The sequence below is a fragment of the Rhizobium sp. 01T444 genome (assembly GCF_056398305.1).
The window spans coordinates 20,051-46,269 of the sequence record NZ_JBFTPD010000010.1; the positions used below are offsets into that span (position 1 = coordinate 20,051).

28 protein-coding genes and 1 tRNA gene are annotated in these 26,219 nt (G+C 59.5%); 11 read left to right on the forward strand and 18 right to left on the reverse strand.

Features of this window, described 5'->3' with window-relative positions:
- Positions 1 to 6 precede the first annotated feature (6 nt).
- The 5 genes from AC1DTN_RS15570 to AC1DTN_RS15590 form a co-directional block, all read right to left on the reverse strand.
- A complete protein-coding gene (locus AC1DTN_RS15570) occupies positions 7 to 759 on the reverse strand; it encodes a CpaD family pilus assembly protein (RefSeq protein WP_113320567.1) in 753 nt (250 codons plus the stop codon).
- Entirely contained in the window at positions 756 to 2,267 is a 1,512-nt protein-coding gene (locus AC1DTN_RS15575; protein WP_477921620.1) for a type II and III secretion system protein family protein, read from the reverse strand. Before AC1DTN_RS15575 ends, AC1DTN_RS15570 begins: the two co-directional genes overlap by 4 nt.
- Positions 2,268 to 2,272: 5 nt before the next feature.
- Positions 2,273 to 3,088 carry a Flp pilus assembly protein CpaB gene (gene cpaB, locus AC1DTN_RS15580; protein ID WP_477921621.1) on the reverse strand — a complete coding sequence of 272 codons (816 nt, stop codon included), beginning with the start codon at positions 3,086 to 3,088 and terminating at the stop codon, positions 2,273 to 2,275.
- Positions 3,089 to 3,198: 110 nt separating this feature from the next.
- Positions 3,199 to 3,711, reverse strand: coding sequence for an A24 family peptidase (locus AC1DTN_RS15585; RefSeq protein ID WP_477921622.1), 513 nt, complete (start codon positions 3,709 to 3,711; stop codon positions 3,199 to 3,201).
- Positions 3,712 to 3,817: 106 nt separating this feature from the next.
- On the reverse strand, positions 3,818 to 3,994 hold the full coding sequence (locus AC1DTN_RS15590) for a Flp family type IVb pilin (protein WP_477921624.1): 177 nt from the start codon (positions 3,992 to 3,994) through the stop codon (positions 3,818 to 3,820).
- Positions 3,995 to 4,385: 391 nt separating this feature from the next.
- On the opposite strand from AC1DTN_RS15590, the gene AC1DTN_RS15595 reads away from it, so the two are divergent.
- From AC1DTN_RS15595 to AC1DTN_RS15625, 7 genes are all read left to right on the forward strand, one after another.
- Positions 4,386 to 4,787, forward strand: a complete 402-nt coding sequence (locus AC1DTN_RS15595; RefSeq protein ID WP_477921625.1) for a pilus assembly protein N-terminal domain-containing protein — start codon at positions 4,386 to 4,388, stop codon at positions 4,785 to 4,787.
- Between the two features lie 112 nt (positions 4,788 to 4,899).
- Entirely contained in the window at positions 4,900 to 5,529 is a 630-nt protein-coding gene (locus AC1DTN_RS15600) for a TadE/TadG family type IV pilus assembly protein (RefSeq protein WP_477921626.1), read from the forward strand.
- A complete protein-coding gene (locus AC1DTN_RS15605; RefSeq protein ID WP_477921761.1) occupies positions 5,529 to 6,110 on the forward strand; it encodes a TadE/TadG family type IV pilus assembly protein in 582 nt (193 codons plus the stop codon). Before AC1DTN_RS15600 ends, AC1DTN_RS15605 begins: the two co-directional genes overlap by 1 nt.
- Positions 6,111 to 6,358: 248 nt before the next feature.
- The gene (locus AC1DTN_RS15610) at positions 6,359 to 7,579 is read left to right on the forward strand and encodes a phosphopentomutase (RefSeq protein ID WP_477921628.1); all 1,221 of its coding nucleotides are present in this window, start codon (positions 6,359 to 6,361) and stop codon (positions 7,577 to 7,579) included.
- Entirely contained in the window at positions 7,576 to 8,544 is a 969-nt protein-coding gene (locus tag AC1DTN_RS15615) for an adenosine deaminase (protein ID WP_477921629.1), read from the forward strand. Before AC1DTN_RS15610 ends, AC1DTN_RS15615 begins: the two co-directional genes overlap by 4 nt.
- 210 nt (positions 8,545 to 8,754) lie before the next feature.
- Positions 8,755 to 9,384: a uracil phosphoribosyltransferase gene (upp, locus tag AC1DTN_RS15620; protein WP_183887651.1), complete on the forward strand. Its 630-nt coding sequence runs from the start codon at positions 8,755 to 8,757 to the stop codon at positions 9,382 to 9,384.
- Positions 9,385 to 9,509: 125 nt separating this feature from the next.
- The gene (locus tag AC1DTN_RS15625) at positions 9,510 to 10,079 is read left to right on the forward strand and encodes a TIGR02281 family clan AA aspartic protease (protein WP_310379766.1); all 570 of its coding nucleotides are present in this window, start codon (positions 9,510 to 9,512) and stop codon (positions 10,077 to 10,079) included.
- 6 nt (positions 10,080 to 10,085) lie between these two features.
- Here AC1DTN_RS15625 and deoA read toward each other — a convergent pair whose 3' ends face one another.
- The 9 genes from deoA to AC1DTN_RS15670 all read right to left on the reverse strand — a co-directional run bounded on the left by deoA (position 10,086) and on the right by AC1DTN_RS15670 (position 18,686).
- Complete coding sequence (gene deoA / locus AC1DTN_RS15630; protein ID WP_477921630.1) at positions 10,086 to 11,393, reverse strand: thymidine phosphorylase; 1,308 nt, start codon at positions 11,391 to 11,393, stop codon at positions 10,086 to 10,088.
- 1 nt (position 11,394) lies between these two features.
- Entirely contained in the window at positions 11,395 to 12,174 is a 780-nt protein-coding gene (gene deoC / locus AC1DTN_RS15635; RefSeq protein ID WP_477921631.1) for a deoxyribose-phosphate aldolase, read from the reverse strand.
- A 21-nt stretch (positions 12,175 to 12,195) separates the two neighbouring features.
- The gene (locus AC1DTN_RS15640; RefSeq protein ID WP_477921633.1) at positions 12,196 to 12,990 is read right to left on the reverse strand and encodes a purine-nucleoside phosphorylase; all 795 of its coding nucleotides are present in this window, start codon (positions 12,988 to 12,990) and stop codon (positions 12,196 to 12,198) included.
- Positions 12,987 to 13,376, reverse strand: coding sequence for a cytidine deaminase (locus AC1DTN_RS15645; protein ID WP_113181347.1), 390 nt, complete (start codon positions 13,374 to 13,376; stop codon positions 12,987 to 12,989). The genes AC1DTN_RS15640 and AC1DTN_RS15645 overlap by 4 nt, the downstream gene beginning before the upstream one ends.
- Position 13,377: 1 nt before the next feature.
- The gene (locus AC1DTN_RS15650) at positions 13,378 to 14,349 is read right to left on the reverse strand and encodes an ABC transporter permease (RefSeq protein WP_113320555.1); all 972 of its coding nucleotides are present in this window, start codon (positions 14,347 to 14,349) and stop codon (positions 13,378 to 13,380) included.
- A gap of 10 nt (positions 14,350 to 14,359) precedes the next feature.
- Positions 14,360 to 15,463 (reverse strand): ABC transporter permease, encoded by a 1,104-nt coding sequence (locus tag AC1DTN_RS15655; protein WP_310379775.1) that lies wholly within the window; start codon positions 15,461 to 15,463, stop codon positions 14,360 to 14,362.
- A 7-nt stretch (positions 15,464 to 15,470) separates the two neighbouring features.
- Positions 15,471 to 16,982 (reverse strand): ABC transporter ATP-binding protein, encoded by a 1,512-nt coding sequence (locus AC1DTN_RS15660; protein WP_113320585.1) that lies wholly within the window; start codon positions 16,980 to 16,982, stop codon positions 15,471 to 15,473.
- A 72-nt stretch (positions 16,983 to 17,054) separates the two neighbouring features.
- A complete protein-coding gene (locus AC1DTN_RS15665; protein WP_113320553.1) occupies positions 17,055 to 18,047 on the reverse strand; it encodes a BMP family lipoprotein in 993 nt (330 codons plus the stop codon).
- A gap of 321 nt (positions 18,048 to 18,368) precedes the next feature.
- Positions 18,369 to 18,686 carry a hypothetical protein gene (locus AC1DTN_RS15670; RefSeq protein WP_113320552.1) on the reverse strand — a complete coding sequence of 106 codons (318 nt, stop codon included), beginning with the start codon at positions 18,684 to 18,686 and terminating at the stop codon, positions 18,369 to 18,371.
- A 228-nt stretch (positions 18,687 to 18,914) separates the two neighbouring features.
- Here AC1DTN_RS15670 and AC1DTN_RS15675 point away from each other — a divergent pair.
- Positions 18,915 to 19,004: transfer RNA gene (locus AC1DTN_RS15675), tRNA-Ser, on the forward strand.
- A gap of 225 nt (positions 19,005 to 19,229) precedes the next feature.
- A complete protein-coding gene (locus tag AC1DTN_RS15680; protein WP_477921636.1) occupies positions 19,230 to 19,946 on the forward strand; it encodes an SOS response-associated peptidase in 717 nt (238 codons plus the stop codon).
- Between the two features lie 183 nt (positions 19,947 to 20,129).
- Here AC1DTN_RS15680 and AC1DTN_RS15685 read toward each other — a convergent pair whose 3' ends face one another.
- Both AC1DTN_RS15685 and AC1DTN_RS15690 read right to left on the reverse strand, forming a co-directional pair.
- Positions 20,130 to 21,113 (reverse strand): hypothetical protein, encoded by a 984-nt coding sequence (locus tag AC1DTN_RS15685; protein ID WP_162747915.1) that lies wholly within the window; start codon positions 21,111 to 21,113, stop codon positions 20,130 to 20,132.
- A 371-nt stretch (positions 21,114 to 21,484) separates the two neighbouring features.
- Positions 21,485 to 21,712: a hypothetical protein gene (locus tag AC1DTN_RS15690; RefSeq protein ID WP_477921637.1), complete on the reverse strand. Its 228-nt coding sequence runs from the start codon at positions 21,710 to 21,712 to the stop codon at positions 21,485 to 21,487.
- Positions 21,713 to 21,881: 169 nt separating this feature from the next.
- On the opposite strand from AC1DTN_RS15690, the gene AC1DTN_RS15695 reads away from it, so the two are divergent.
- Complete coding sequence (locus tag AC1DTN_RS15695; RefSeq protein WP_113320548.1) at positions 21,882 to 22,088, forward strand: hypothetical protein; 207 nt, start codon at positions 21,882 to 21,884, stop codon at positions 22,086 to 22,088.
- Between the two features lie 372 nt (positions 22,089 to 22,460).
- Here the strand turns inward: AC1DTN_RS15695 and AC1DTN_RS15700 are convergent, their stop codons facing one another.
- Together AC1DTN_RS15700 and AC1DTN_RS15705 are read right to left on the reverse strand one after the other, a co-directional pair.
- A complete protein-coding gene (locus AC1DTN_RS15700; RefSeq protein WP_477921639.1) occupies positions 22,461 to 25,145 on the reverse strand; it encodes a CHC2 zinc finger domain-containing protein in 2,685 nt (894 codons plus the stop codon).
- A gap of 14 nt (positions 25,146 to 25,159) precedes the next feature.
- Positions 25,160 to 25,369 (reverse strand): helix-turn-helix transcriptional regulator, encoded by a 210-nt coding sequence (locus AC1DTN_RS15705; protein ID WP_162747914.1) that lies wholly within the window; start codon positions 25,367 to 25,369, stop codon positions 25,160 to 25,162.
- A gap of 346 nt (positions 25,370 to 25,715) precedes the next feature.
- Here AC1DTN_RS15705 and AC1DTN_RS15710 point away from each other — a divergent pair, with 346 nt between their 5' ends.
- Positions 25,716 to 26,207 carry a histidine kinase gene (locus AC1DTN_RS15710; protein WP_477820841.1) on the forward strand — a complete coding sequence of 164 codons (492 nt, stop codon included), beginning with the start codon at positions 25,716 to 25,718 and terminating at the stop codon, positions 26,205 to 26,207.
- The last annotated feature ends 12 nt before the right edge of the window (positions 26,208 to 26,219 follow it).

Genomic DNA, 26,219 nt, shown 5'->3' on the forward strand with positions numbered 1-26,219 from the left:
GCCTGATCAGAAACCGGTCTGGCCGGAATCGACGTCCTCGATCGTGGACGTCGTCGTCCGGTATTCCTGGATCGCCTGATTGCGCCGCTCTGCGTCGATCGGGGTCATGCCGCGCGGAGCGACGAAATCTTCCGGATTGGCGACCTGGGCGGCGAGGTTGTTCTGCGAGGCACAGCCGAAATTGTAATAGTTCTGGTTCGTGAAGTCGGCCGTGATATCCTTCGGCCATTGGCCGCACTGGGTCGTTACCGCCGTTGTGCCGGTAAAGCTCAGCCGCAGCGGTGCAGCATCGAGGAGACCGGTTGCCGCATAGGACGTATTGATGATCTTGTTGCTGGCGATACCGCGCGAGGCAAGTTCGGCCCGGACCTGGCTGCGCAGGGCGCGGGCCGCTCCCGCATTCGGTGAACCTTCCGGAGACAGGATATAGACCGGGCCGGAGGCGCGCGACACATAGTTGGTTGCAAAGCCGCGGATCAGCTCACGCTGGGCAATCGTCAGGCGGCGATCGGTAGAGGCGACGGGAATGTCTACCGTCTGCTCGGCTTCCGTAACGACAATGGGATGGCGCTCCCGGTAGTCATCAGGGATGCCGCCCGTCGTCAGTTGGTCGCGCGGGCCGGCGCAGCCGGAAAGGATGGCAACGGCGAGCGAAGCAGCCACGAGCAGTGGTTTTGCGCCTCGGGACTGTCTCGTATTCGAAGGAGCCATCGCCTGATCTCTGTTCTTTTTCATCGGTCCAGACCGCGCTCCGCTCATTTGTAGATAAACCCGATGGAACCGTGGAACTGTGCATCGGCAACCGGCGCCTGGCGGCTGCCGTAAACCTTGTTGACGCGGTTCATGAAGAAGGCGGAGGCATCGTTTTCCGGACTGAAATTGTCATCCGGACGATTGAGCTGGTTGCGCGCCACCGGACGCACCAGATAGGGCGTTGCGATGATGACCAGCTCCGTTTCCTGGCGCTCAAATCCCTTCTGGCGGAAGAGCGTGCCGAGAAGCGGGATCTTCGAGACGCCAGGTGTGCCGTTCATCGTCTGGGAAATGTTGTCCCGAATGAGGCCTGCAAGAGCGATCGAACCGCCCGAAGGGAGTTCGACTGAAGTCTCTGCCGAGCGGCGCTGATAGGTGGGCGCGGTACCCGATACCGACGGCGCCGGCTCCGAGACGTTGGTCTTGATCTGCAGGCTGATGCGGCCGGAAGAAAGGACCACCGGCTTGAAAGCCAGATTGATACCGTAGTTATAGGGAACGACCGTGACGTTGCCTTGGTTGTCCGTCGTTGAATAAAGAACCTGACCGCCGGAATTGAAAGTCGCGGCCTGACCGGAGATCGCCGTCAACGTGGGTTCGGCCAGCGTGCGAACGACCTTGCCCTGTTCCAACGCATTCAGGTAGGTCGAAATATCGTATTTGCCGATCGAGTTCTTGAAGAGTGCGGCGAGGCCACCACCGACGACGGATGTGGCCGTATCCGCCGAGGGGCTGCCGAGCTGGGCGACCGTCATGCCCGAGGAATTGGTGACGAGATTGTCGAAGCCAAGCTGTTTCAGGACTTCACGGCGGACCTCCGCGATCGTGACCTTGAGCGTAACCTGGTCTTCGCCCTCGATCTTCAGGAGGTTAACGACCTGGGAGACCTGGCGGTTTTCGGCAAAGAGCGCAACCGCACTGTCACCGCCGCTACCCGAAGCGGTTTCCGTGCGCGTCGTGGCCTCGCCGCCCTTCAGGAATGCCTCGGCGAGCGATGCTGCCTGGGTTGCATCCTGCGGCGTGCGAACGGTACCCGTCAGCACGATATTATCAGAAACGATCTCGACTTTGATGGCGGAGTCGGGAATGAAGCGGCGCAGATTGGTCTCAAGACCGGAAACGTCGCGCTCGATCTCGATATCAAGGCTGACGACCTCCTCGCCGCTGGCGCCGAAAACGAAGATGTTGGTCTGTCCGACCTTCTTGCCAAAAAGATAGATGCGCCGCGACGTACGGGTCACGGCATCGGCCATGCTGGGATCGGAGACGAGAATGTCATGTGCGTCTTCCGGCAGGTCGACGACAACAGCCTTGTTGAGGCCGAGCTTCAGACGGCGATGTGCGCCGGGACCGCTTTGCGAAATGCGGATGAGGCTTTCCGAGCCGGCGTTGGCCTGCTTCACGTCGAAAGGCGCATGAAAGGAAAGCGGTGTAACGCCCGTCGCCGCCGTTGCCAGAGAAAGGCAGCCGGCCAGGAAAAGCCTGGTGCACTGTTTTGAGTTGCCCATCTGCATTTCCCTTACTCCGGCTTCACTGAGCTGGTGGCATCCGTGACGATGGAGCCGGACTTGATGACCTGGATGATTGCGCTGCCGTTATCGCCGCTCAGCAGATAATCTGCCGCACTGGTATCCTGCTCCTGCGCGTCGGCGACGGAGCGCAGGGCGAGCGAAAGGCGATCGGCCATCTGCTGGGCGACGGCCAGAACTTTGGTCTGGTCGGGGGTCAGCTCCAGCGTTGCTGTCGTGCCGACCGCGGCCTTGGTGCCGTCCTCCTTCTCCTCGATCTGCTGGTCGATGGCGAGAACGCGGACATTGCTGAGCACGGTTTCGGTTATGTATTTGTCCGTACCCTGCCCCTTGCGCACCATGATGACGTCAACGCGGTCATTGGGGAGGATGAAGCCGCCGGCGCCGGTCGCGACGGAGATTTCGGTCGCGACGGCGCGCTTGCCGGCGGGCAGCAACGAAGACAGGATACGACTGTTGGAATCGGCGAACTTCTCCGGACGGATCGGCTCTCCTTCGAAGACGGGCAAGCGCACGACGGCGCCCTGCAGATCCTTGATCGCATCCGGCCGGTCAGTCTCGGTAATGAAGCCCTGGACAACGCCGTTCTGAGGCCAGGCCATCCAGTGAACGGCCTTCTCATCCAGTCTCGCGCCGACAGGAAGATTGGCGCTGGAGACCAATACGTTGACGGTCGGCTCCTTCTCGATAACGGATTGAACCTTCGTCACGACACCGCCACTACCGGCCATGTTCATCGCAAGAAGACCGGCGAGGCCGGCTGCCACCACGGCGACAGCTAGAATAATAAGGCGGGCCGGTTTCATTGATCATTCCTTGGGGCACAACGCGTTCGCCCCGCAGAATGCTCAGGAATTGGTATAATTATGGTTAATGGAACGCTTACATTTTAAGTTAACGGCCGATTAAAATGCCGTCATTTCAGGCTTTCCAGCGCGGCAATGAAGAGCGGCGAGGATGGGAAGGCCAGGAAGCCGCCGATCGCAATGGCGATACCATAGGGAATTTTCTTGGCGAGCAGGAGCGAATTGGGAATGGGCAGGCCGATCGCCAATATCGTATTTGCCTGCGAGCGGATCAACAGGATTGCCAACGTCACCAGGCCGCCGATGACACTGACATAAACTAGAAAAGACAGCAGAGCGGGATCGTACCCGAACCAGATCGCGGCCGCGCTCAAGAGTTTCGCGTCTCCACCGCCCATCACATTCAGCGCAAAGAGGGCAAAACAAATGCCGAACACGATCGCGGCGCCAAGTGCGTGCATTCCGATTGCCGGAAGAGACAAGCCACTTAAAGGCGCCAACACTACGAATGAAAGCACCATTATCAACGATACCCTGTTCGGAATCGTCATCGTCAACAGATCGGATATGGCAGCAAAAGCAAGGCAGAGCGGAAAAACCAGAAGGATTGCGGCTACGATCATCCTCTCACCTGCCCAAGTTCTCATCTGCCTAAGACAAATAGGCTCACGGCGTTTCGCTCGTGAGCCTGACCTTTTCTAAACCAGAGCTGTGCTCCAGTAATAGTTATTACTTCACAGCGTCGTCCAGCTTGTTGCCCAGCTCGGCGAACGTAGAGTTCAGCTTGCCGCCGAGCGTAGTGGCACCAGCAACGAGGGCTACGGAAATCAGAGCGGCGATCAGGCCGTATTCGATTGCGGTCGCGCCGGATTCATCCTTCAGAAAACGGCTAAAAAGCTTGGTCATGGTTACTCCTAACTCCAGTTGATGTTCAGCACGTCCGCCAACTGTTGCCGTTGATCGGATGGCTGCAACCTAGCGAATGGCCGTTTCCATCGACTTAATGAAATGCATTAACAAGGTGTAAACGAGACAACCGACCCAGCCAGGGTAAGCAACTCCTTACCGCATTGCTTGCATTTCTAAGGAATTTCTGGAAGCAAGTGGAACAATAGCTTTCAAGCATCCAGAAATGGCACGAATTTTTGCTGCCCGTCGATTTCATGCCTCATCGAAGCGTACCGAAACAATCCCGGGCGTTTCACTCATGAACATGGCATGGAGAGCTTAAAGCTTCGTTCACCATTTTTTTCCATTCTATCTGCAATTAGCATTACGATCGTGAAAGAGGGCCAAAATGCCATCGAACGGCAAGACCGTTTTCTTTGCCTGGGTGATTTCGGCTCTTACGGCATCCGCGGCCTCCGCCCAGGAAGACATGCTGCGCGTCTATATGGATCACGCACGCGTCCTGAAACTCGACCGGCCGGTCAGCAAGGTCATCGTCGGCAATTCCAAGGTTGCCGATGCGACCGTCGCCGACTCCAAGACGATCGTGTTGACGGGCCGGAGCTTCGGCACGACCAATATCGTGCTGCTCGATGGCGACGGCAACGCCATTCTGGACGACCGCATTCTCGTCTCCATCGATGAAGGCAATACAGTGCGCGTCTATCGCCAGACGGAGCGCTCGGTTCTTTCCTGCACGCCCAATTGCGAGCAGCATTCACAGCAAGGTGAAGCGGCTTCCGGAAACTAGCTAATTACGCCCAGCTCACACCTGTTCGTTAAAATAGCTGCTCCGGCCTGAAACGGAAAATCAACGAACGCGCCTTAGTGTGGCGCCCGAAGAACATTTTCGGGGCCAGACCATGGCGATCAGTGAGCAGGAGACGGGCAAGGTGCGTGCGTCCCTCCGTTTATCCAGACTTCGCGCCCTGGCACGCTCGCGTGATGGCTCTGCCGCGATCGAATTCGCATTGCTGGCCATTCCCTATTTCATCATCATATTCGCCATCCTGGAAACCTTCATCGCCTTTGCGGCGGAACAACTCGTCTCGAGCGCCGTCGATACGATGAGCCGTCAGATGCGGACAGGGCAGATCACATTCGATTCCACCCGTACGACCTACAAGACACAGACACAGTTCCGGCAGGCTTTCTGCGACGAGATCTCGATCATCATCCGCTGCTCGGCGACGGAGGCGGCGACACCTGGCAAGCTCTATCTGGACGTGCGGAGCTTCACGACCTTTGCCTCGATCCCGACGACGATCCCCCGAGTGTCTTCAGATAAATATTCCGATCTAAAGATTTCAGACTTCAAGTTCACGCCCGGCGGCCCCGGTTCGATCAACATGGTGCGGGCCTATTACCGCTGGTCCATCATCGTCGATCTCGTCCGTCCTTATGTCACCGGCCTTCGCCCAGTCGGCAGTTCCATGCCGAGCGAATATCTGATCGTCGCCACGGTAGCCTTCCAGAACGAGCAGTATCCATGATGGCACGCCGCGGACCCCTGATCTGGCTGGCTTCGACGGCGCGGCGCTTTGTACGCGACCGGAAGGGCGTGGGCGCCATCGAGTTTGCGATCATCTTCCCGGTTCTGATCATGCTCTATCTCGGCGCATTCGAGATCACGCTCGGGCTCAACGTCAGCAAGCGCACGACACGTGCCGCCGGCTCGATCGCCGACATCATTACCCAGCAGCAGAGCGTCACCAAAAGCTCGCTCACAGATATCGCCAAAGCTGCCCCGGCGATCTTCGCGCCTTATGACAGTTCCGGTCTCTCATTGAAGGTCACGGCAATCCAGATCGACGGCAGCGCCAATCCCACGGTTCTTTGGTCCTGGGCCCCAAGCGGTGCAGCACCCTATGCCAAGAACAGCGCGGTTTCAGATGTGCCGACGGAAATGAAGAAAGCAAACAGCTTCCTTATCCGCACCGAGCTCAGCACGCCCTATACGCTGCTCGTCTTTGCTCCCAGCTTCTTGCCGGCGGAGACGCGCACCATCACGATCAGCCGCAGCTATTTCTATCGCCAGCGGCAAAACGACAATATTCCCTGCGGCGACTGCTGAAGCGTGTCGCGATCCTTCGGATCCGCCTGCCAAACTTTAAGTTCCACACCGCAAATTTGCCAAGCCGTTCCCGTCATTATATGGCTGTGCGCTACTGCATAATTCCTTAAATCGGAATCGATTTAAGGATAAAATTATGCAGCAATTTAAAGTGCTACAGCGTCCTTTGCGCGTCCGAAAAGACGCGCGGCGCTGTAGTCGGATCGTTCCAGCTATACGCTGGCGACAGCAGATAATACGGGTGAAAAATGGCGCGTGCCTTTCTCTTCGTTCTGGATTCCTTCGGTGTCGGCGGAGCACCGGATGCGGCAGCCTATGGCGATGAAGGCGCCGACACGCTCGGCCATATCGCCGAATTCTGTGCGGCGGGTGCTGCCGACCGAGCCGGTCTGCGCTCCGGTCCCCTCGCACTCCCGAACATGTCGGCGCTCGGGCTGCTGCATATTGCGCGGGCGGCTTCCGGCCAGTTTCCGGCCGGCATGCCGTTGCCGGACAAGATCTACGGCATCTACGGCGCTGCCAACGAAACTTCGCGCGGCAAGGACACGCCATCAGGTCACTGGGAAATCGCCGGAACGCCTGTTACCTTCGACTGGGGCTATTTTCCGAGCGAAGGCGATGCCTTTCCGCAGGAACTGATCGACGCGCTCTGCCGCGCAGCGGATGTGCCCGGCATTCTCGGCAACTGCCATGCCTCGGGAACGGAGATCATCGCCCGTTACGGTGAAGAGCATATGCGCAGCGGCAAGCCGATCTGCTACACTTCCTCGGATTCCGTGTTCCAGGTGGCGGCTCATGAGGTCTATTTCGGCCTCGACCGCCTGCTCACCTTCTGCCAGATCGCCCGCAGCCTTCTCGATCCCTATAATATTGGCCGCGTCATCGCGCGCCCCTTCATTGGCCAAAGCGCCGCGACCTTCCAGAGAACGGGCAACCGTCGCGATTTCTCGGTGCCGCCGCCAGAACCGACGCTGCTCGACCGGCTCGTCCAGCATGGCCGCAATGTGCACGCCATCGGCAAGATCGGCGATATCTTCGCCCATCATGGCGTTTCACGGGTCATCAAGGCTAATGGCAACGATGCACTGATGGATGCCTCCCTTGCTGCGATAGACGAAGCGGAGGATGGCGATCTTGTCTTCACCAATTTTGTCGATTTCGACATGCTGTACGGCCATCGCCGCGACGTGCCGGGTTATGCAGCTGCCCTTGAAGCCTTCGACGAGCGCCTTACTGAAGTTCACCGGAAGCTGCGGGCCGGCGACCTCGTGATCCTGACCGCCGATCACGGCTGCGACCCGACCTGGCGCGGCACCGACCATACGCGCGAGCGCGTGCCTGTTATCGCCTACGGTCCCGGCATCAGGTCACGTTCGGTCGGCGTGCGCCGGACCTATGCCGATATCGGCGAGAGCATTGCGCGGCATCTCGGTATTCCCTCGGGACAGTATGGGAGGAGTTTTCTGTGACATCGCATTTGAGGAAGGTCGAGCTGCACTGCCATCTGGAGGGTGCTGCTCCCCCTGATCTGACCGAGGCTCAGGCGCGCAAATACAACATCGACATCAGCGCCCATCTGCAGGGCGGCGCCTATGTCTGGCATGATTTCGCGAGCTTTCTGGAATGTTACGACAAGGTTTCCGAGGTCTACAAGACCGAGGAAGACTACGCGCTGCTGACGGAAACCTATCTGGAAGAACTTGCCGGCATCGGTACGATCTACAGCGAGCTCATCGTTTCACCCGACCACGGCAAGCGCATCGGCCTCGGTGCGGACGCCTATATATCCGGTGTTTGCGAAGGCATCCGCCGGGCGAAGGCAAAAACCGGCATGGAGGCCCGGCTGATCGTGACCGGGGAACGACATTTCGGTCCGGAAAGCGTGATCGGCGCTGCGGAATATGCGGCGAAGGCCAATAATCCGCTGATCACCGGCTTCAATCTCGCCGGCGAGGAGCGGATGGGTCGCGTTGCCGACTATGCGCGCGCCTTCGACATCGCCCGCGATGCAGGGCTCGGCCTTACCATCCATGCCGGTGAAGTTTGCGGCGCCTTCAGCGTTTCGGACGCATTGGATGAGGTGCGCCCTTCGCGTATCGGCCACGGTGTGCGGGCAATCGAGGATGCCGACCTCGTCAAACGGCTTGCAGACCTCGGCACGGTACTGGAGGTCTGCCCCGGCTCGAATATCGCGCTCAAGGTTTTTCCGGATTTCGTCTCGCACCCGCTCCGTCAACTGCGGGATGCCGGCGTGAACGTGACGATCAGCTCCGATGATCCCCCCTTCTTCCACACGTCGCTCAAGCGGGAATACGAGCTTGCCTCGGAAACCTTCGGCTTCAGCGACGCCGAAATTAATGCGATGACGCGCACGGCCATCGAGGCTGCCTTCGTCGATGATGAGACACGCAAGGCGTTGCTTGCCCGGCTCTAAAGCGTGCCGCGATCTATCGGATTCGCTTACCACGCTTTAGACTTTTATTTTCGCATGCCGTTATCGCAAAACCGCGGCGCACTTTTGCGCGACATGCTTTAGTGGCGCGAGATTGTTAATGCTCCAGGCAAATTCGCCTCCGCTCTTGCAGAGGAGACGATTTCCATGAAAGAAACAGCCGATAAGAACAAAGAATTGGAAGGTTTCCCTATGGACGGCGTCACAGTCATCGATCACCCGCTCGTGCAGCACAAACTCACCATCATGCGGCGCAAGGAAACCTCGACAGGCAGCTTCCGCCGGCTGTTGCGCGAAATCTCGACATTGCTTTGTTATGAGGTCACCCGCGATCTGGAGCTGACGATGGAGACGATCGAAACGCCGATCCAGCAAATGCAGTCGCCGATCCTCGAAGGCAAGAAGCTGGTTTTCGCCTCCATCCTGCGCGCCGGCAACGGTCTTCTCGAAGGCATGCTCGATCTCGTGCCGTCCGCCCGTGTTTCCCATATCGGCGTCTATCGCGACCATGAAACGCTGCAGCCGGTCGAATATTACTTCAAGGCGCCCGAGGATGTCGCCGAGCGCCTGATCATCGTGGTCGACCCGATGCTTGCGACCGGCAACTCCTCGATTGCGGCCATCGACAAGCTGAAGGAGCGCGGAGCACACAATATCCGCTTCCTCTGCCTGCTGGCCGCTCCCGAGGGTATCAAGAACTTCCGTACCGCCCACCCCGACGTTCCGGTCTTCACGGCGGCGATCGACAGCCATCTGAACGAGAAGGGCTATATCGTGCCCGGTCTCGGCGATGCCGGCGACCGGATGTACGGCACCAAATAGTTTCAGCTTCCTTTACCAATTCGAAAACCTTCCAAGGCCCGGCGGTTCGTTCCGGGCCTTTTTTGTGTCGCCGTTAGCAACTTTTCAGCACTTATGGCTTAGCTGCTTGAAGCGTGAGGTCCCGCATGAGGCGGGGTTTATACAGGAAGGATTTCTGTTTCATGCTCATGCGTACCGTCATATTTGCCAGCATCGCGGCTGCGCTGGCGACACAAGTGCCTTCTCTGCTCACCCGCACGACGCAGCAGCCCGGCAATACGATCTCCGCAAATTTCGTCTCGACCGAAGATAGTGCACCCGATACGTCGGCCACGATCGCCGATGGCGGCATGATCCGCCTGCAAGCCGATGCTCAGGGCCACTATACCGGCAATTTCAGGATCAACGGCAAACCGGTACAGGGGCTGATTGATACCGGCGCCACCTATGTCGCGCTGAACGAAAGCCTCGCTCGCAGGCTCGGCTTTTCCGGCAACCAGCTCGATTTCCGCTATGCGGTCAATACGGCGAACGGCCAGACCAAGGCGGCGCATGTGATGCTCGACCGCGTGGAAATCGGCGGCATTCGCGTTCGCAGCGTCGAAGCCTTCGTGCTGAAAGACGAGGCGCTGAGCGGCACGCTTGTTGGCATGAGCTTCCTGCAGAAGCTTGCCTCCTACTCCGTCGCCGACGGCTCACTCAGCCTCAAGCAGTAAACTCCATCAGATACGGCCGGCGATAACTGGGGGAAGCTCCGGCTTCTCGTCTGCAATGCGATAGTTTGCGGCAAGTGCGACGACGGCCCTTTCGGCCGAAGCTTCGTCGGCAGCGTGAACGAGCGCTATCGGATCGCCCTCATTCACGCGTGTTCCAAGCGGCAGCAGACCCGTGAAGCCGACGCTGTGGTCGATCCTGTCAGCCGGATGGCGTCGCCCGCCGCCAAGGTCGATCACGCTCACGCCCACATCGCGGGCGTCGCAGGCCGCGAGCCAGCCGGTGCGCGATGCCGGAACAGGCCACTCTATCGGTGCCTTGCGCAGATAGGCATCCGGCCGTTCCAGAAGATCGGCCGGGCCGCCGAGCATATGCACCATGCGCGCGAAGATCTCCGCAGCCTTGCCGGAAGAGAGAGCATCCTGTGCCCTGCCCTCCGCCTCCATAAGCGAGCCCGCAATACCCGACTGCACGAGCATCTCGGCGGCAAAGGCAAGCACCACAGTTTCAAGGCGCGTACCGGTCTTTCGACCTGCCAGAAAATCAAGGCAGTTGCGCACTTCCACGGCATTGCCGGCGCTATCGGCAAGCGGCTGGTTCATGTCCGTGATCAGCGCAGATGTCTTCACGCCCGCGCCATTTGCGACTTCGACCAGCGAATGCGCCAGCACGATTGCCTGCTCCGGATCGGCCATGAAAGCGCCGTTGCCGGTTTTGACATCGAGCACCAATGTCTGAAGGCCGGCGGCAAGCTTCTTCGACAGGATCGAGGCTGTTATCAGCGGGATGGAATCGACGGTGGCCGTCACATCGCGCACGGCATAGAGCCGGCCATCGGCCGGCGCCAAGGCACCCGTCGGACCGATGATGGCGCAGCCGACCTCCTTCACCACTTTGCGGAAGAGAGTGGCATCCGGATTGATCGTATAGCCTGGAATGGATTCGAGCTTGTCCAGCGTTCCCCCGGTATGACCGAGGCCGCGGCCGGAAATCATCGGCACGGCCAGACCGCAAGCGGCAGCGATCGGGGCAAGCATCAGCGAGACGTTGTCGCCCACTCCCCCGGTCGAATGCTTGTCCGCGACTGGCCGATCGATGCCCTCCCAGGAGAGCATGTCGCCGGAGCGCGCCATGGCAAGCGTCAGCGCGACGGTCTCGGTGCGTGACATGCCCTTGAACCAGACCGCCATGGCAAAGGCGCCGATCTGGCCTTCCGACAGATTGCCGGCAGCCAGGGCTGCGATAAAAGCGTCGATATCATCGCTCGGCAGTTCGGCGCCGTTGCGCTTCTGGCGGATAATCTCCTGCGGGATCATCTCAATAGCTCGAAGCGGCCGCCGCCGGCTTCGGCTCCGTGCCACCAAGCACGGAGAGGATATTGTCGAGCAGGCCGGAGGCACCGAAACGGAACGTGGAGGGCATCGCCCAGTCCGGCGTCATGATGGTTTCCGCAAGGCTCAGATAAAGGGCGGCATCCGCAACGGTCGATATGCCGCCGGCCGGCTTGAAACCCACCTTGCGGCCGCTCTCTCTGATCGCGCGGATCATGATGTCGGCTGCTTCCAGCGTCGCGTTGACGGCAACTTTGCCGGTAGAGGTCTTGATGAAATCGGCGCCCGCTTCGATCGCCAGTTCCGAGGCACGGCGGATGAGGGCGGCATCCTTCAGCTCGCCGGTCTCGATGATGACCTTCAGGAGCACGGGTGCAACGCACTCGGCGCGCACGGCCGCGACCATATCGGTAACGGCCTTCTCGTTGCCTGCCATCAGCTTGCGATAGGGGATGACGAGATCGATCTCATCGGCGCCATCGGCGATCGCCTCGCGCGTTTCGGCGGCGACATCAGCGATTTCCATGTCGCCGGAGGGAAAATTGACGACGGTCGCGATACGGACCGGGTGGCCCTTGCCGAGCACGATGCGGGCATGGGCGACGAAACGCGGCCAGATGCAGATTGCAGCGCTGCTGCCATAGGGTGTCTGCGCGCGGGCGCAAAGCGTATCGATCTGCTCCTGGGTGCAGTCGTCCTTCAGATTGGTAAGATCGAGAAGGGAAAGGGCGACAGCAGCCGTTTCGCGGCTGGAATGGCTATTCATATTCGCTTCCTCCACCGGCAATCAGTTTCCGGCAATCATTTCTTTGAGTATAGCGGCAAGACGGGCACCGCCGACCGGCGCCATATCCTTGGTTTCTTCGTGGCTGAGCTCGTTTCCGGTCATGCCAGCCCCATAGTTGGTGATTACGGAGGCGGCGGCAACCCTCAGCCCCAGCATTCTTGCGATGATGACTTCAGGCACGGTCGACATGCCGACTGCATCGGCGCCGAGAATGCGGGCCATGCGGATTTCGGCCGGCGTCTCGAAACTCGGGCCCGAGAACCAGATATAGACGCCGCTTGCGAGCGGGATATCGAGTGTCCTGGCAGCCTTCTGCATGGCAGCCGAAAGCTCGGCGTCATAAGCATTGGTCATGCCGACGAAACGGTGGTCGCTCTGTTGCCCGATCAGCGGATTCATGCCGGAATAATTGATGTGATCGGCAATCTGCATGACCGAACCGGGCGGTATATCCTCTTTCAGCGAACCCGCCGAATTGGTGAGAACCAGGGCCTCGACGCCGAGCGCCTGCAGGACCTCGATCGGCAGCCGCATGGCGTTGGCATCACCCTTTTCATAATAGTGGACACGGCCGGAGAGCATGATGACCGGCACCGAACCGAGATGGCCGGCGACGACCTCTCCGGCATGACCGGAGACGGCGCTGACCGGAAAACCCGGCAGATCCTTATAGGGAATACGCACGACATCGGTGAGCTCACTGACCAGAGAGCCGAGGCCGGAGCCGAGCACGATGCCGTAGCGCGGTTTGAGCCCGCCGAGCAGAGCCGCGAGCAGATCGATGGTCGCGATCATCCGAGTTCCGTCTCGAAGCTGAAGGGAAGAAGCTCTTCCATGGTCATGGTCTTCTTCACACCGGCTTCATCGCAGAGATAGATCTTCGTGTCCTTCGAGGCGAATTCCGAGATCTTCTGCCGGCAGCCGCCGCAAGGCGGGCAGAGCGGCAGTTTTTCGGCGATGACGGCCATTTCGACGATCTTCTTGGCGCCACCCATGATCATGGCGCTGATTGCCGTCGGCTCTGCGCACCAGCCCTGCGGGAAGGAGAGGTTTTCGATATTGGCGCCGGTATAGACTTTGCCATCCTCGGCGCGGATTGCCGCGCCGACGGGAAACTTGGAATAAGGAGCATGCGCGAAGGCCATGGCGCCGCGGGCGGCTTCGAACAGGTCGTGAGACATATCAACGCTCCTTCGTATAGGGCACGCCGCCGGCCTTCGGCGGTATTGCAACGCCGATGAAGCCGGCGAGCAGAACACAGGTCAGGATATAGGGCAGAGCCTGGAAAACCTGTACCGGTACTTCACCGATCAGCGGCACCTGTTTGCCCTGCATGAAATTCGCCAGCGCATCGAGGAAGCCGAACAGCAGGCAGGCGAACATGACAGGCACCGGCCTCCACTTGGCGAAGACGAGAGCGGCGAGCGCGATATAGCCCTTGCCTGCCGACATGTCCTTGATGAAGGCAGCCGATTGGGCGATCGCCAGATAGGTGCCGGCAAAGCCGCAGAGGATGCCGGCGCACATGACGGCGCGGTAACGCAGCCAGGAGACCGAAATGCCTGCCGTATCGACCGCACCCGGATTTTCGCCGACGGCGCGAAGGCGCAGGCCAAAACGCGTGCGGTAGAGCACCCACCAGGAGAAGGGCACGGCGAGGAAGGCAAGGTAGGTGAGGATATTGTTGCCGGAGATCACGCCGGCATAGAGCGGGCCGATGATCGGCACCTCACGGATGGCATCGGCACCGGGGAGTATGATCGGCGCGAAACGGGCGTCGGGTGCCAGTTGCGGCGTGCGGCCGCCCTGCCCGAACCAGGCCTGGCCGAGCACGATGGTGATACCGGCGATGAAGAAGTTGATGGCCACGCCCGAGATGATCTGGTTGCCGCGATTGGTGATCGAAGCAAAGCCGTGCACGAGGCTCAACGCCACCGAGCAGACCACGCCGGCGCCAAGGCCGGCCCAGGCCGAGCCGGTGAGATAGGCGATGCAGGCGGCGGCAAAGGCCGAGCCCAGCATCTTGCCTTCGAGGCCGATGTCGAAAATGCCGGCGCGTTCGGAAAACAGGCCGGCAAGTGCGGTAAAGATCAGCGGAATGGAGAGCCGGATCGTCGAGCTCAGAACATTGATGAAAATTTCATAATATTCCATCGTCTGTTCCTCAGGCTCGCTTGAACTGCTGGTAGATGAGCGCCATCGCCGGGCGGAACATATATTCCAGCGCGCCGGCAAACAGGATCACCAGACCCTGAATGACAAGAATCATCTCGCGGGTGATGTTGGGCATTTCGAAGGAGATCCAGTCGCCGCCCTGATAAAGGACGCCGAAGAGGATCGCGGCGAAGATGATACCGAGCGGGTGGTTTCGTCCCATCAGCGATACGGCGATGCCGACGAAGCCTGCGCCGCCGACGAACTCCACCTGCAGGCGAGCCGACGAGCCCATGACCGGGTTCAGCGCCATCATGCCGGCGAGAGCGCCTGACAGCAGCATGGCGATGATGATGGTGCGCGCATGGGGCGTGCCGGCATAGGCGGCAGCTGTCGGGCTGATGCCCAGCGTGCGCATGTCAAAGCCGAGCTTGCTGCGCCAGACCAGCACCCAGACGAACCAGGCGGCGAACAACGCGATGATGAAGGAGACGTTGAACGGGGCCGCACCGAGCTTGGCTCCGAACATGGTCATGACCCAGCCGAGCTTCGGAAGCTGTCCGCCTTCGAGGAAGGTGCGGGTTTCCGGTGCCATCTTGCCCGGCACGATCAGCACATGCACCAGCAGATAGACCATGAGGGCGGCTGCGATATAGTTGAACATGATCGTCGTGATGACGATGTGGCTGCCGCGCTTGGCCTGCAGGAAGGCGGGAATGAAGGCCCAGGCAGCGCCGAAAAGGCCGGCGCCGATAACGGCGATCGGCATCGTCACATACCAGGGCACATAATTGTCGAGCGCCAGCGCCACCAGCGCACAGCCAAGGCCGCCAATATAGGCCTGGCCTTCCGAGCCGATATTAAAGAGGCCGGCATGGATGGCGACGGCGACCGAAAGGCCGGTGAAGATGAAGCTCGTCGCGTAATAGAGCGTGAAGCCTATGCCCTCACCGCTGCCGAAGGCACCTTCGATCAGCAGCGACAGCGCGGCCAGCGGGCTTTCGCCGATCAGCCAGACGACGAAGCCGGAGATCAGGAAGGCGACGATCAGATTCAAGAGAGGGATCAGACCGTAATTGATCCATCTCGGTAGTGTTACGGAAGCAGTGCTCATCGAGGCCTCACGCGGCAATGCCGGCCATCATCAGGCCGAGGGTCTGTTCACCGGCATCGGGCGTCTTCTCGCCGACGACGTGGCCGGCAAACATGACAAGGATACGGTCTGAAAGGGCACGGATTTCGTCGAGTTCGACCGATACGAGCAGGATGGCCTTGCCCGCATCGCGCATCTCGATAATCCGGCGATGGATGAATTCGATGGCGCCGATATCGACACCGCGGGTCGGCTGGCCGATGATCAGCATTTTCGGATCGCGCTCGATCTCGCGGGCGACGACGATCTTCTGCTGGTTGCCGCCGGAGAAATTCGCCGTCTTCAGGCGCGGGTTCGGCGGGCGGATGTCGTATTTCTCGATCTTCTCCATGGCATCCTTACGGATGGCTTCGAGATCGAGCAGCGGGCCACGGCTGTAGGCCGGCCGGCGGTGATAACCGAGCACAGCATTTTCATATTCCTCGAATTTCAGGACCAGGCCCATGTGGTGGCGGTCTTCGGGGATATGCGCGAGGCCGAGCTCACGCAGGCGCGCCGGATCGGCCTTGTCGATGGTCTGGCCGTCGAGCAGGATCTCGCCGGAGGCCGGCTTGCGGATGCCGGCAATCGCTTCCAGCAGTTCCGACTGGCCGTTGCCGGCGACACCGGCAATGCCGACGATCTCGCCGGCGCGGACATCGAAGGAGACGTTATCGACCATCGTCACGCCTCTGTTGTCCTTGACCGTCAGGTTGCGGACGGAAAGCATGACATCGGCAGGCTTTGCCTCGCCCTTCTGGACGCGCAGCAGAACACGGCGGCCGACCATGAGTTCGGCAAGCTCTTCGACCGTGGTCTCGCTGGTCTTGCGGGTGGCGACCATCTCGCCGCGGCGCATGACGGAGACAGTGTCGGTGATCGCCATGATCTCGCGCAGCTTGTGGGTGATGAGGACAACGGTCTTGCCCTCGTCGCGCAGCACGCCAAGGATGCGGAACAGGTGATCGGCCTCGGCCGGGGTCAGCACGCCCGTCGGCTCATCGAGGATCAGGATCTCGGCGCCGCGATACATGGCTTTCAGGATTTCCACACGCTGCTGCAGGCCGACCGGGAGCTGCTCGATCAGCGCGTCCGGATTGACCTCCAGGCCGTACTCGGTTTCCAGCCGCTTGAGTTCGGCGCGGGCAGAAGCAACGCCCTTCGCCAGCAGCGCGCCGCCTTCGGCACCGAGCATGATGTTTTCGAGGACGGTGAAATTATCGACCAGCATGAAATGCTGGTGCACCATGCCGATGCCGGCTGCGATCGCCGCCTGGCTGTCCCTGATGGTGATGGGCTGGCCGTTGACGCGGATCTCGCCGCTGTCGGCCTGGTAAAAACCGTAGATGATGGACATCAGGGTCGATTTACCAGCGCCGTTTTCCCCGATAATGCCATGGATCGAGCCCTTGGCGACGGTCAGGTTGATGTCCTTGTTGGCGTGAACGGCGCCGAATTTCTTGTCGATGCCGACAAGTTCGATAGCAGGCTGGTCTGTCACAGCAGGCTCCAAATAAGAAAAGGGCGTATGGCGAAAATCCTTGTCCGCCATACGCCCGATCTCAGTTACGACTCACTTCGGGCAGGCGTTGTCCGTGGTGTAATCGTGGACCTTGACGGTGCCAGCAATGATGTCGGCCCTGGCCTTGTCGACGGCGGCCTGCATTTCCGGCGTGATCAGCGACTTGTTGTTCTCGTCCATCGCGGCGGCAACGCCGTCTTCCTTGACGCCGAGAGACTGGACGCCAGCCGTGAACTTGTCGTTCTTGGTGTCGTTATAGGCGTTGTAGACGGCGAGATCGACGCGCTTGACCATCGAGGTCAGAACGGAACCCGGATGCAGGTGGTTCTGGTTGGAATCGACGCCGATCGACAGCTTCTTGTTGTCGGCTGCCGTCTGCAGAACACCGAGACCGGTCGCACCGGCTGCTGCGTAAACAACGTCTGCGCCCTGGTCGATCTGGTTCTTGGCGAGCTCGCCGCCGCGAACCGGGTCGTTCCAGGCAGCACCGGTCGTGCCGGTCATGTTCTGGAAGACTTCGACGTCGGCCTTGACGGCGCGTGCGCCCTGCTCATAGCCGCACTCGAACTTGCGGATCAGCGGAATGTCCATGCCGCCGACGAAACCGACCTTGCCGGTCTTGGACGCCATGCCGGCGAGAACGCCGACGAGATAGGAGCCTTCCTCTTCCTTGTAGAGGACGGAACGGACGTTCGGCTTGTCGACGACGGAGTCAACGATGATGAACTTGGTGTCCGGGAATTCAGCGGCAACCTTCTCGACAGCCGAGGTCCAGGCGAAGGAAACGGCAACGACCGGGTTGAAGCCGCGGCTTGCGAAGTTGCGGATGGCCTGCTCGCCCTGGGTGTCGCCGGTCGGCTCGAAATCGCGGTAGGCGATGCCGGTTTCCTTCTTGAACTTTTCAGCGCCGTTAAAGGCAGCTTCGTTGAAGGACTTATCGAACTTCCCGCCGGTGCCGTAAACGAGAGCCGGCTTGATGTCGGCGGCAAGCGCCGTCGTCGACATCGCTGCCACGGCAAGGAGGGTGAGAAGGGATTTTTTCATGAGTTTGCAGCCCTGTTGTTGCTATTTGTTTGGGGTCCTCCCGCAAGCCTTTTTCAGGCATGTCTGCGGAACCACCGACCTCCCCCCGGAGGCCTGGCTGCGTGCATCCTTGCATGGCTCAGCGAAAAATTCACCAGAAATTTTTCGGTTGGTAAAGATTTGCCATTATTGCCGAAAATCAGTCCTTTGGTGCTGAATTCTGGGCAAATCGACTGCTAAAATGCGAATTTTCTAACCAATGCCTTGGCGTCATCGGCACCATTATCTTCCCGTTCTGGTAGCTGCCGATTGCGCTCATCCACACCCTCCGGCCCCTGTTTGTCAGGCGGTAAAACGGCCTGCCACCGGCGGCTTCTTGTAGCCGATCATCCACAGCAGCAGCGACAGCACCAGAAGCACGGCAAAGGCCGGCTGCAGCATGAGCCATTGGAAGATGAAAGCGTAGAAACGCGGATGGACGTAATAGGAAACGGAGGACTGCAGCGCGACAAGCGTCGAGGGGCTGACATCCTCCCATGCATCCGACATCGGGGTCATGATCACTTGCGAAGATGCGACGGACTGGATCGAATCGATGGTACCGGCAATGACCGCAACTGCCAGCGCAAACAGACTGGCAAGACGCAACAAGAAACGCATCGATTCCTCCGACGACGGGTAGGCCTGATTATACGGCGAGCCGCGCCATTCTCCACTCAGACCTAGAGATAGGTTGGCAACGGAGACGGCGCAATGGACGGCATTGCGCGTAGTTTTATCGGAAGAAGTCAAAAAACTGTTAGATTTGGGTTGATCGGTGAAAAATCATCGGTATATATCGCGCCGTTCCGACGATTTGCATCCTCTGCGGATGCGAACACCCAATAAGGACAGGTGGCCGAGTGGTTTAAGGCGCACGCCTGGAACGCGTGTGTACGTGAAAGCGTACCGTGGGTTCGAATCCCACCTTGTCCGCCATTGGTTTCATCTAAGCTCACGTAATCGCTGTGTTTTTGTCGTCGTGAAATTTGGCGATCCTAGGAGCGATCCCAGCAGCTGAATAGCCTCGCCTCCTTACCAAGATTCGCCGATTTGAAATCCTGCGCTGTTGCCTCATTGACGTCCCGCCTGAAATGCAGATGCGGCAAGAGGGGTGCCGAAATCGAAATCGGCCATATGTCTCGATAGGATGGAGGAAAGAGCATGTGCGGAAGGGTGTTCGTTAAATCCGATCTGCAGACGTTGATGCAGAATTTCGCCTTTGCGGGCCGCGAAGGCGTGCTCGGCATGGCAAACCAGTTCCCGCGCTATAACGGGGCTCCAACCCTTGAATATCCCATCATCATCATGGACACCGATCGCAGCGGCAAATACGGGGCGAACTTCGCAAGTGCCAATTGGGGGCTCAAGCCGGCTTGGTGGAAAGCCGGCATGGTTACGCCGATCAATGCCAGGTGCGAAGAAGTCGCTACCAAACCGATGTTCCGGGATGCCCACCGGTCAAGGCGCTGCCTCATCCCGATTGATGGGTTTTTCGAGTGGCACAAGCTCGACGAAAAGGGAAAGAAAAAGCAGCCCTATGCCATTGCGATGAAGGCCGGCCAGCCCTTTGCATTGGCCGGCCTTTGGGAGATATGGCGCGATCCGGAAACCGATCTGCAGGTCCGAACTTTCACCATCGTTACCTGCGCGGCAAACGAGATGATGGCGACGATCCATGACCGGATGCCCGTCATCCTGCATGAAAAGGACTATCAGCGCTGGCTATCCGAGGAACCGCCGCCGCATGATCTGATGACGCAATTCCCGAGTGAGCTTATGACCATGTGGCCGATCGGGCCGGGTGTCGGCAATCCACGGAATGACCGGCCCGATATTATCGAAGAGATCGATCCCGATCCGGAGCCATCATTTATCTGATCGGCAGCGGAACGACAAAAGCCTCGGCGATCGAGCCGCATTGATATCGTAAAAGATCGCCCGATGGCCGACCAATTTTGTGTCCTGATGGAACAAACATCCGAATGCCTAACCACCGCGGAGACGCAAGGCAGTGGCGGTAGAGCTTGCTGCATCTTGGTGAACTCTGCCCGGGGCTGAGAACTACGGTGCTCCCTGATTTTGCGGGAGAGATGGAACAGACGTCTGCGGGGGAGAGGGAACCGATCCCTGCGAGGGAGAGGGAGCCGACGTTTGCGGGCGGGAGAGAACCCATGGAGCCAATTTCTTAGCAGATCGATATTTGATACCGAGATCGGTAAAGGCGGCCGGCAATCCATCCGTGGAGTTTACAAGAATCTCCATATTTCTCATGATGGTCTTCACTTCCAGCGCACTGGCTAAGCTACGGCTTCTACCTTTTAGCTTATTGTAGGCTTTGACCGCTTCCACGACGACCCGAAATGTTCTCGCGAAATCGTAACGGAATTTCATTTGAAATCGGACCTGCGGGTTCATCAGGTTGTTCTGCTCCCGTAAAACTCTAATCCCCTTTCGAAGTTCCTGTCCGGTGGCGATCACAATCCGGCGGTTCGTGCTATCCGTATATCGACTTAGCCGGAATTGCAGCTTGTGTTTCTTGTCCTTTGTAGCGAAGCTCCAGATATGGTCGTAATTGATGAGTGTAGCGGCTAAAAGCTCTATTGCAGCTTCAAATTCCGCTTCTGTATCATCAGCGACATATCGCTGTTCCTGAGCCATAAGCAGGCTTGTTTGTGTTCCAATATACTCCGCCTGCGCCTTCGCAACGGATCTATTTTCTGCCAACTCTATGCGCTGCTCTTTTAATTCCATTGATTGTAGGAAAACCGCTACGACGAGCCAGATAAAGGCGAGCGGCGAGAAGGAACCCGCCAGAAAATCTCCCCATTCGTTGGCCGTAGTTAGACAGTCTAAGCCATAAAAGCATTCCACCATAGAGCCGCCATTTGAGGTGCTATGGTGAAACAGGAAATAACCAGCTGCTCCAAGCCAAACCAAAGTGCTTAACCCAGCACCGACGAGCACAAGCTTCGAGACGGGAGACAAGCCTGTACTTGCAACGGCTCCCGGATCAGCATCACCTTCCGTGTTAGCAACCGCGGCCATTGCGATCCCCCTGCATGACCTACCCGGAACGAATATTCTCAGTCATTGAGCGGCAACGTCAAGTTCCAAATAGGAGCGCCACCCCAGAAAATTGCAGCTATTTTTCAAACCTCCCTCGCGCTTGCAAGCCGCGTATCCTAAATAGTTGTCAGGATAGCTCGACCAAATAACCGGGCGACGACTTGGAGTGTGTCTTGCAAGGTCTAATGTTTGTCTTCGGTCGAGAACTGCTTCGCTTTATTGTGCTGGAGGTCTGGGCGTATTGGCGCAAGCAGCGGCGTGAGCGCAAGTATGAGGCCGACATGGCCGCTTTCAGGGCTGGTAAGGGCAACCTTCGGCGGCCTGTCAGTGGCGATGCCAGGTAACATCAATCAGCGGCGAACCGCCTCTTTCGCCTCTGGCACCAACACCCCATCAATCAACCACCGCCAGTAAGGCAGGCTCGCAAAGGGCGTCAGCCTGAGAACCGTCGCAACGTCGCCTTCTGTCATGCCGGGCGCATTGCATGTGATTGCGCCCTTCGCATTGGCGACGGCGAGGCCGGCAAGGCTCGTGGCATCCGAAGCAAGCTCGTAGGTCGGGCCGAGCAAGCTGCCCACGATCGAGCGCGAGGCGTAGAGGCTCGGATACCCAACTCTTCGAGACGTTGCACCTCCGGCCCGCCAAGTTCAGCAGCGCGACGAAATTCGCGGGCTGCTCCACAACGCGATCCTAACACGATAAGTTGGTCTACATTTTCATTGCAACGACGCAGAGGGGAAACCAGCAGTGGCGAATTTCAAGGCTGAGGACGAAGCGATCGGGACGATCATCCTGGTGGAGGAGCTGTTTCAATCCCTGGTCAAGTCCGGCATTGTGCCTGCAGCCGTCATGGCTGATGTCGTGCGCGGTGCCGTTGCGCGGCTGGATACGACCGATCATTTCGGCGCGGGTGCGGCCGTGCGCCACTATTTCGAAAGCTGGCTGTCGAAGTAGATACTCTTCGCTGGGTGCATAGGGTGCAGGAGATGCATAGGCAGTTTTCCACGCTCTATAGGAAATGTCAGATTCAATGTCTGTCATGTCACCATCTGACATTTCCCACACGGCGTAAGGGAGATCCTATGCAAATTATGCACCCTATGCAGAGAGGTATTTGAAAACCCTCATCAGAACGGGATTATTGGTTGGCTGCCGCGATGAACATGCATTTCGGCGAAAGCATCCGCGCAACTTAGAGCCCCGTGCGTCCATTCGGACGCACAAAGGACGCTCTAACTCTTTGAATCTACGCATCGGGCTTTCCGAAAATCGATTCCGATTTTCGGGCCGATGCTGTAGCGCCGTCACCTACGCAGCGTCTTTGCCTCAACTCTTCCCTACGTTTTCGACTTTCCAAAGCACCGCATTGACGCGGTTTTTCCCCGCACTGACGATCATCTGGCCGTTGACGATCCGGCCGCAGTGTTTGCGCAGGAACCCGCTGAACCGCGTCGTATTCAGCCGCCCGCGCTCGATGAAATCCGAAAGCGCCTCCACCAGCCCCTCGTGCCGGCGGTTGCCGATCGGATCGAAGGCTCCCTCGTCCACCATCCTGGCGATATCGGCCGCGACCCAGGGCTTGCCGGCCGGCAGGGCTGAAATGATCGCCGATGTTCGTTCCTTCTCCGGGTCGTTATCCCGGATCTTTACCGCATTGCCGAGCGGATCGGGCAGGCCGAGCCAGACGAGCGCGGAGCGGACGAGGTTTGACCAGTGCTCGAAGGAGCCGAGCGCCGGCGAGACCTTGTCGGCCTCATTGGCGACGAATGCCCGCAGGAGCGTCAGGGCTGATGTGACGATCTCCACGCGTTGCCGGCGTGCGTCCTCGATGACGTCGCTCTCGAAGACGCGCTCTTCCGGCCGCTCGACGCCGGCATCGAGGTTGATCAGCACCACGCGCCGCGTCAGGTCGCCGGCAAAGCGCAAGCCGTTGCCCGTGGCGCAGAACATGACCGCCGTTGCCGAGTCCAGCGAGACGGTCTTGCCGAGCGGGCGAATATTGACTTCCTCCTGGGACAGAACCTGGCAAAGGTGATCGGAGCGAAGCGCCACCGACAGGTTGTCCAGATTGATGAAACTGTCGCCCTGCAGGAGCCGCGACTCCAGAACCTTGCGCAGCTCGTTATCGTCGCCTGCATAGGAGTTGACCGCGGCGACCCGGCCGGTCGCCAGAATGGCGGCAACGTCCACGAGCTTGGATTTGCCGGTACCGGGCGCCGTCGCATTCACGCCGAACAGCGGCGCGGTTTTCAGGCTGGGGCGGATGATCGCCGTCAGGATCATGGCGAGCGCTGCCGATTCATCGACGCCGCCCACGAAGGGGAAGCTCGAAATGAGCTTCCTGATGGTGTCCAGCGCCGCCAGTGCCGCAGCCCTGTCAGGGCTTTCGGGTATTGCGGGCCATGTCTTGTCCGATTCAAACARGATGCCGGATTGCTGGTCGAAGCCCTGCGCATCGATGATGGTGCCATCGCTGCGCATCGTCGGCAGAGAAACGATCGCCCTGATCTGCGGGAAAGGCCAATCGCCGTGTCGCGCAATGACGGATCTCGCGACCAGCGCCGGGCAGGATATATCCCTGTAGCCGAGCTTCTTTCTCTCGTCGGGCTTCAGCCAAAGCACGTATCTCGTCAGGATGTCGATGATCGCATTCTCATCGGCAAGAACCAGCACCGTCTTTTCCTTCCCCGCAACGCGGACGGCCTGAAACAGGGCCGTGTCGCGGGCGTAGAGCCGCGCGCCGGCATCGACCACCAGGCGGCAGGCGCTCGTCACCGCTTCCGAAAGGTCGGCTTCGTGGAAGATGAGCCTCGGCCGGTCGTCTCCCTCTCTGGCCGGTGGCGGCATGTCACGGACGACTGCTTTGCGCCGCGACGCGCGGCCGACGCGCTCGACCGTTACAGGCTTTTCGTCCTGTGCAGCCGGCAGCGCAAAGGGGCGCACCGTGGCCTGCATGAAGGCGTCGATCTCGGCTTGCGTCCATCCATCGTCCAGCGCATCGGCGCAATCCCAACCGCGACCGGGATAGAGGCCCGCCCGCCAGTCTTCGACGCGATAGGTCTCACGCTCGCTTTCGACACCGATATCGGCAAAGCCAACGAGCCGGACACGGGAGCCGAGGCTCGCCAGGTGCGCGGCGATTTCATTTGCCGCCGCCATGCCCGGGGGATCGAAATCCGGCCAGATGAGCACGTCGCGGCCTGATAGCGGCGACCAATCGGTGTGCTTGACGCCCTGCGTTCCGCCCGCCCAGGAAACGACCGCCCGCCCGCTCGATTCATGCAGCCTGTCGCGGCACTTCTCGCCCTCGACAACAAGCACTTTTCCCTCGCCGATATCTGGCCGGTTGCCGATCGTCTCCAGGCCGTAAATCGGCCGGGGCTTCGGGAACGGGAAGCGGCACCATGTTTCGGTCCCGTCCGGCAGACGGACAAACATCACCATCGGCGTTTCCTTAACCCCATCGGCGAGATCATGGCGCAGCACATAGCCTGATAGAGAGCCGTCGGCATTGCGATAGGGAAAGACCATCGAGGGCGCAAAAGAGCCCCATTCGGAGCGCTCGCCCTTGCGCTTGGGATTGTAGAGCCGCACGCGCTGGCCGGCCCGCAACAGATCCGCCGGCGGCCGGATCGGCGTTACGCCCTCATAGGGATCGCGCGCCTTGACCGGTTTCGGCCGAAGGTTCGGCCGGCCGCTGACGCCTCCGCCGAGGATGCGGATGGCTTCGGGCAGATCGACGCCCTTCACCTCGCGCACGAAATCAAGCACATCGCCCTTCCTGCCGCAGCCGAAGCAATGGAAGCGCTCGATACCGTCATTGCCTGTGAAGATCGTGAAGGACGGGGTGTCTTCCGCATGGAAGGGGCAGCAGGTTTCAAGCTCCTGCCCGTTGCGATCGAGCTTGTAGCCGTGTTGCGAGACGGTCAAAGCAAGCGACACCTCACGGCGCAGACATGCGATATCGTTCACGTCCATCTTCGACGGCGTGTATTCAGGTATTCGGAGCATGGCATTGTCCCGTTTCAGACGGTGCGGTTGGCGGTTTCGGCCGGCGCCTTGATGTGGCTCTCGATGAAAGCCTGCAGATCCGCGGGGCGAAACAGGGTGCGCCTTCCGACCTTCACAAAGCCAAGCTGGCCGGCCCTCATCTGCCGGTAGAGGGTGGGGCGACTAAGGCCGGTCACCTCGATGACTTCCTTGAAACTAAGCAGGATTTTCGGGCTGGCTTCCACGGTTTCTCTCCAGGTCAGATTGTGTCTGACCGGATTCGTAGAGGCGGAAAGTTGTCGGGAAGAAGTGGTGGGCTGGAAGAGCGGGCTTGGGCTTCTCGGGCTTTCTCCCGCCTGAGAGGGTATTTGTTTGCGCATGTCGTTATCGCAAAACCGCTACACACTTTTGCGCGACATGCTTAAAGACACCAAAAATGGATGGCGTTTCGGGGCGCGGCCCGCTTTCAGCCGCGCGCCTAGTAAGGCTTGGCAAAGCAAAACCCGGTAACGAACTGATGTGGCGTGATCCGGAGCGAGAGGGGTGGCAAGGGCTGCTGCCCGCCGGGGCGCGACCATCCGGGGACCTACCATGAAGAAACTCATCATTGCGGCCGCCTTTGCGGCATTCCTGCCTGTGATGGCCCAGGCGGAAACGCTGGAATTTCCGAGCGACGATCCGGTCGCGACCGTCACCATTCCCGACAACTGGGGACCGAAGGAAACGGAGACCGGCATAGACGCTTCGTCGGCCGATTCGGCGATCTATCTTTCGATCGATGTTGCCGATGAAAAGACCAGCGACAAGATCATCGACGAGGCCTTCGCCTTCCTGCAGAAGAACGGCGTGACCATCGAGGAGAAGACCCAGAAGGAGTCCGAAGCCGAGATCAACGGCATGAAGATGAAGACCTTCGATTGGGATGGCGCGGACAAGGAAGGGCCGGTCAATATCGGCGTCGCCGTGCTTTCGCCTGCTGAAGGCAAGCTGCTCCTGATCACCTACTGGGGCACCAAGGGCAAGCAGGACGCCCATGACGACGAGCTGATCGCCATCATCAGCTCGCTGAAGCCGGCCGGCTGATCTTGTCCGACG

Bases quoted from the DNA above. Each gene is read 5' to 3' on its own strand.
- AC1DTN_RS15600 (WP_477921626.1), top strand. From the start codon at position 4,900: ATGGCGATCAGTGAGCAGGAGACGGGCAAGGTGCGTGCGTCCCTCCGT.
- cpaB (WP_477921621.1), bottom strand. From the start codon at position 3,088: ATGAAACCGGCCCGCCTTATTATTCTAGCTGTCGCCGTGGTGGCAGCC.
- AC1DTN_RS15625 (WP_310379766.1), top strand. From the start codon at position 9,510: ATGAGGCGGGGTTTATACAGGAAGGATTTCTGTTTCATGCTCATGCGT.
- AC1DTN_RS15680 (WP_477921636.1), top strand. From the start codon at position 19,230: ATGTGCGGAAGGGTGTTCGTTAAATCCGATCTGCAGACGTTGATGCAG.
- AC1DTN_RS15655 (WP_310379775.1), bottom strand. From the start codon at position 15,463: ATGAGCACTGCTTCCGTAACACTACCGAGATGGATCAATTACGGTCTG.
- AC1DTN_RS15575 (WP_477921620.1), bottom strand. From the start codon at position 2,267: ATGCAGATGGGCAACTCAAAACAGTGCACCAGGCTTTTCCTGGCCGGC.
- AC1DTN_RS15665 (WP_113320553.1), bottom strand. From the start codon at position 18,047: ATGAAAAAATCCCTTCTCACCCTCCTTGCCGTGGCAGCGATGTCGACG.
- AC1DTN_RS15585 (WP_477921622.1), bottom strand. From the start codon at position 3,711: ATGATCGTAGCCGCAATCCTTCTGGTTTTTCCGCTCTGCCTTGCTTTT.
- deoA (WP_477921630.1), bottom strand. From the start codon at position 11,393: ATGATCCCGCAGGAGATTATCCGCCAGAAGCGCAACGGCGCCGAACTG.
- AC1DTN_RS15605 (WP_477921761.1), top strand. From the start codon at position 5,529: ATGGCACGCCGCGGACCCCTGATCTGGCTGGCTTCGACGGCGCGGCGC.
- AC1DTN_RS15645 (WP_113181347.1), bottom strand. From the start codon at position 13,376: ATGTCTCACGACCTGTTCGAAGCCGCCCGCGGCGCCATGGCCTTCGCG.
- AC1DTN_RS15710 (WP_477820841.1), top strand. From the start codon at position 25,716: ATGAAGAAACTCATCATTGCGGCCGCCTTTGCGGCATTCCTGCCTGTG.
- upp (WP_183887651.1), top strand. From the start codon at position 8,755: ATGGACGGCGTCACAGTCATCGATCACCCGCTCGTGCAGCACAAACTC.
- AC1DTN_RS15570 (WP_113320567.1), bottom strand. From the start codon at position 759: ATGAGCGGAGCGCGGTCTGGACCGATGAAAAAGAACAGAGATCAGGCG.
- AC1DTN_RS15595 (WP_477921625.1), top strand. From the start codon at position 4,386: ATGCCATCGAACGGCAAGACCGTTTTCTTTGCCTGGGTGATTTCGGCT.
- deoC (WP_477921631.1), bottom strand. From the start codon at position 12,174: ATGAATAGCCATTCCAGCCGCGAAACGGCTGCTGTCGCCCTTTCCCTT.
- AC1DTN_RS15650 (WP_113320555.1), bottom strand. From the start codon at position 14,349: ATGGAATATTATGAAATTTTCATCAATGTTCTGAGCTCGACGATCCGG.
- AC1DTN_RS15590 (WP_477921624.1), bottom strand. From the start codon at position 3,994: ATGACCAAGCTTTTTAGCCGTTTTCTGAAGGATGAATCCGGCGCGACC.
- AC1DTN_RS15610 (WP_477921628.1), top strand. From the start codon at position 6,359: ATGGCGCGTGCCTTTCTCTTCGTTCTGGATTCCTTCGGTGTCGGCGGA.
- AC1DTN_RS15685 (WP_162747915.1), bottom strand. From the start codon at position 21,113: ATGGCCGCGGTTGCTAACACGGAAGGTGATGCTGATCCGGGAGCCGTT.
- AC1DTN_RS15640 (WP_477921633.1), bottom strand. From the start codon at position 12,990: ATGATCGCGACCATCGATCTGCTCGCGGCTCTGCTCGGCGGGCTCAAA.
- AC1DTN_RS15670 (WP_113320552.1), bottom strand. From the start codon at position 18,686: ATGCGTTTCTTGTTGCGTCTTGCCAGTCTGTTTGCGCTGGCAGTTGCG.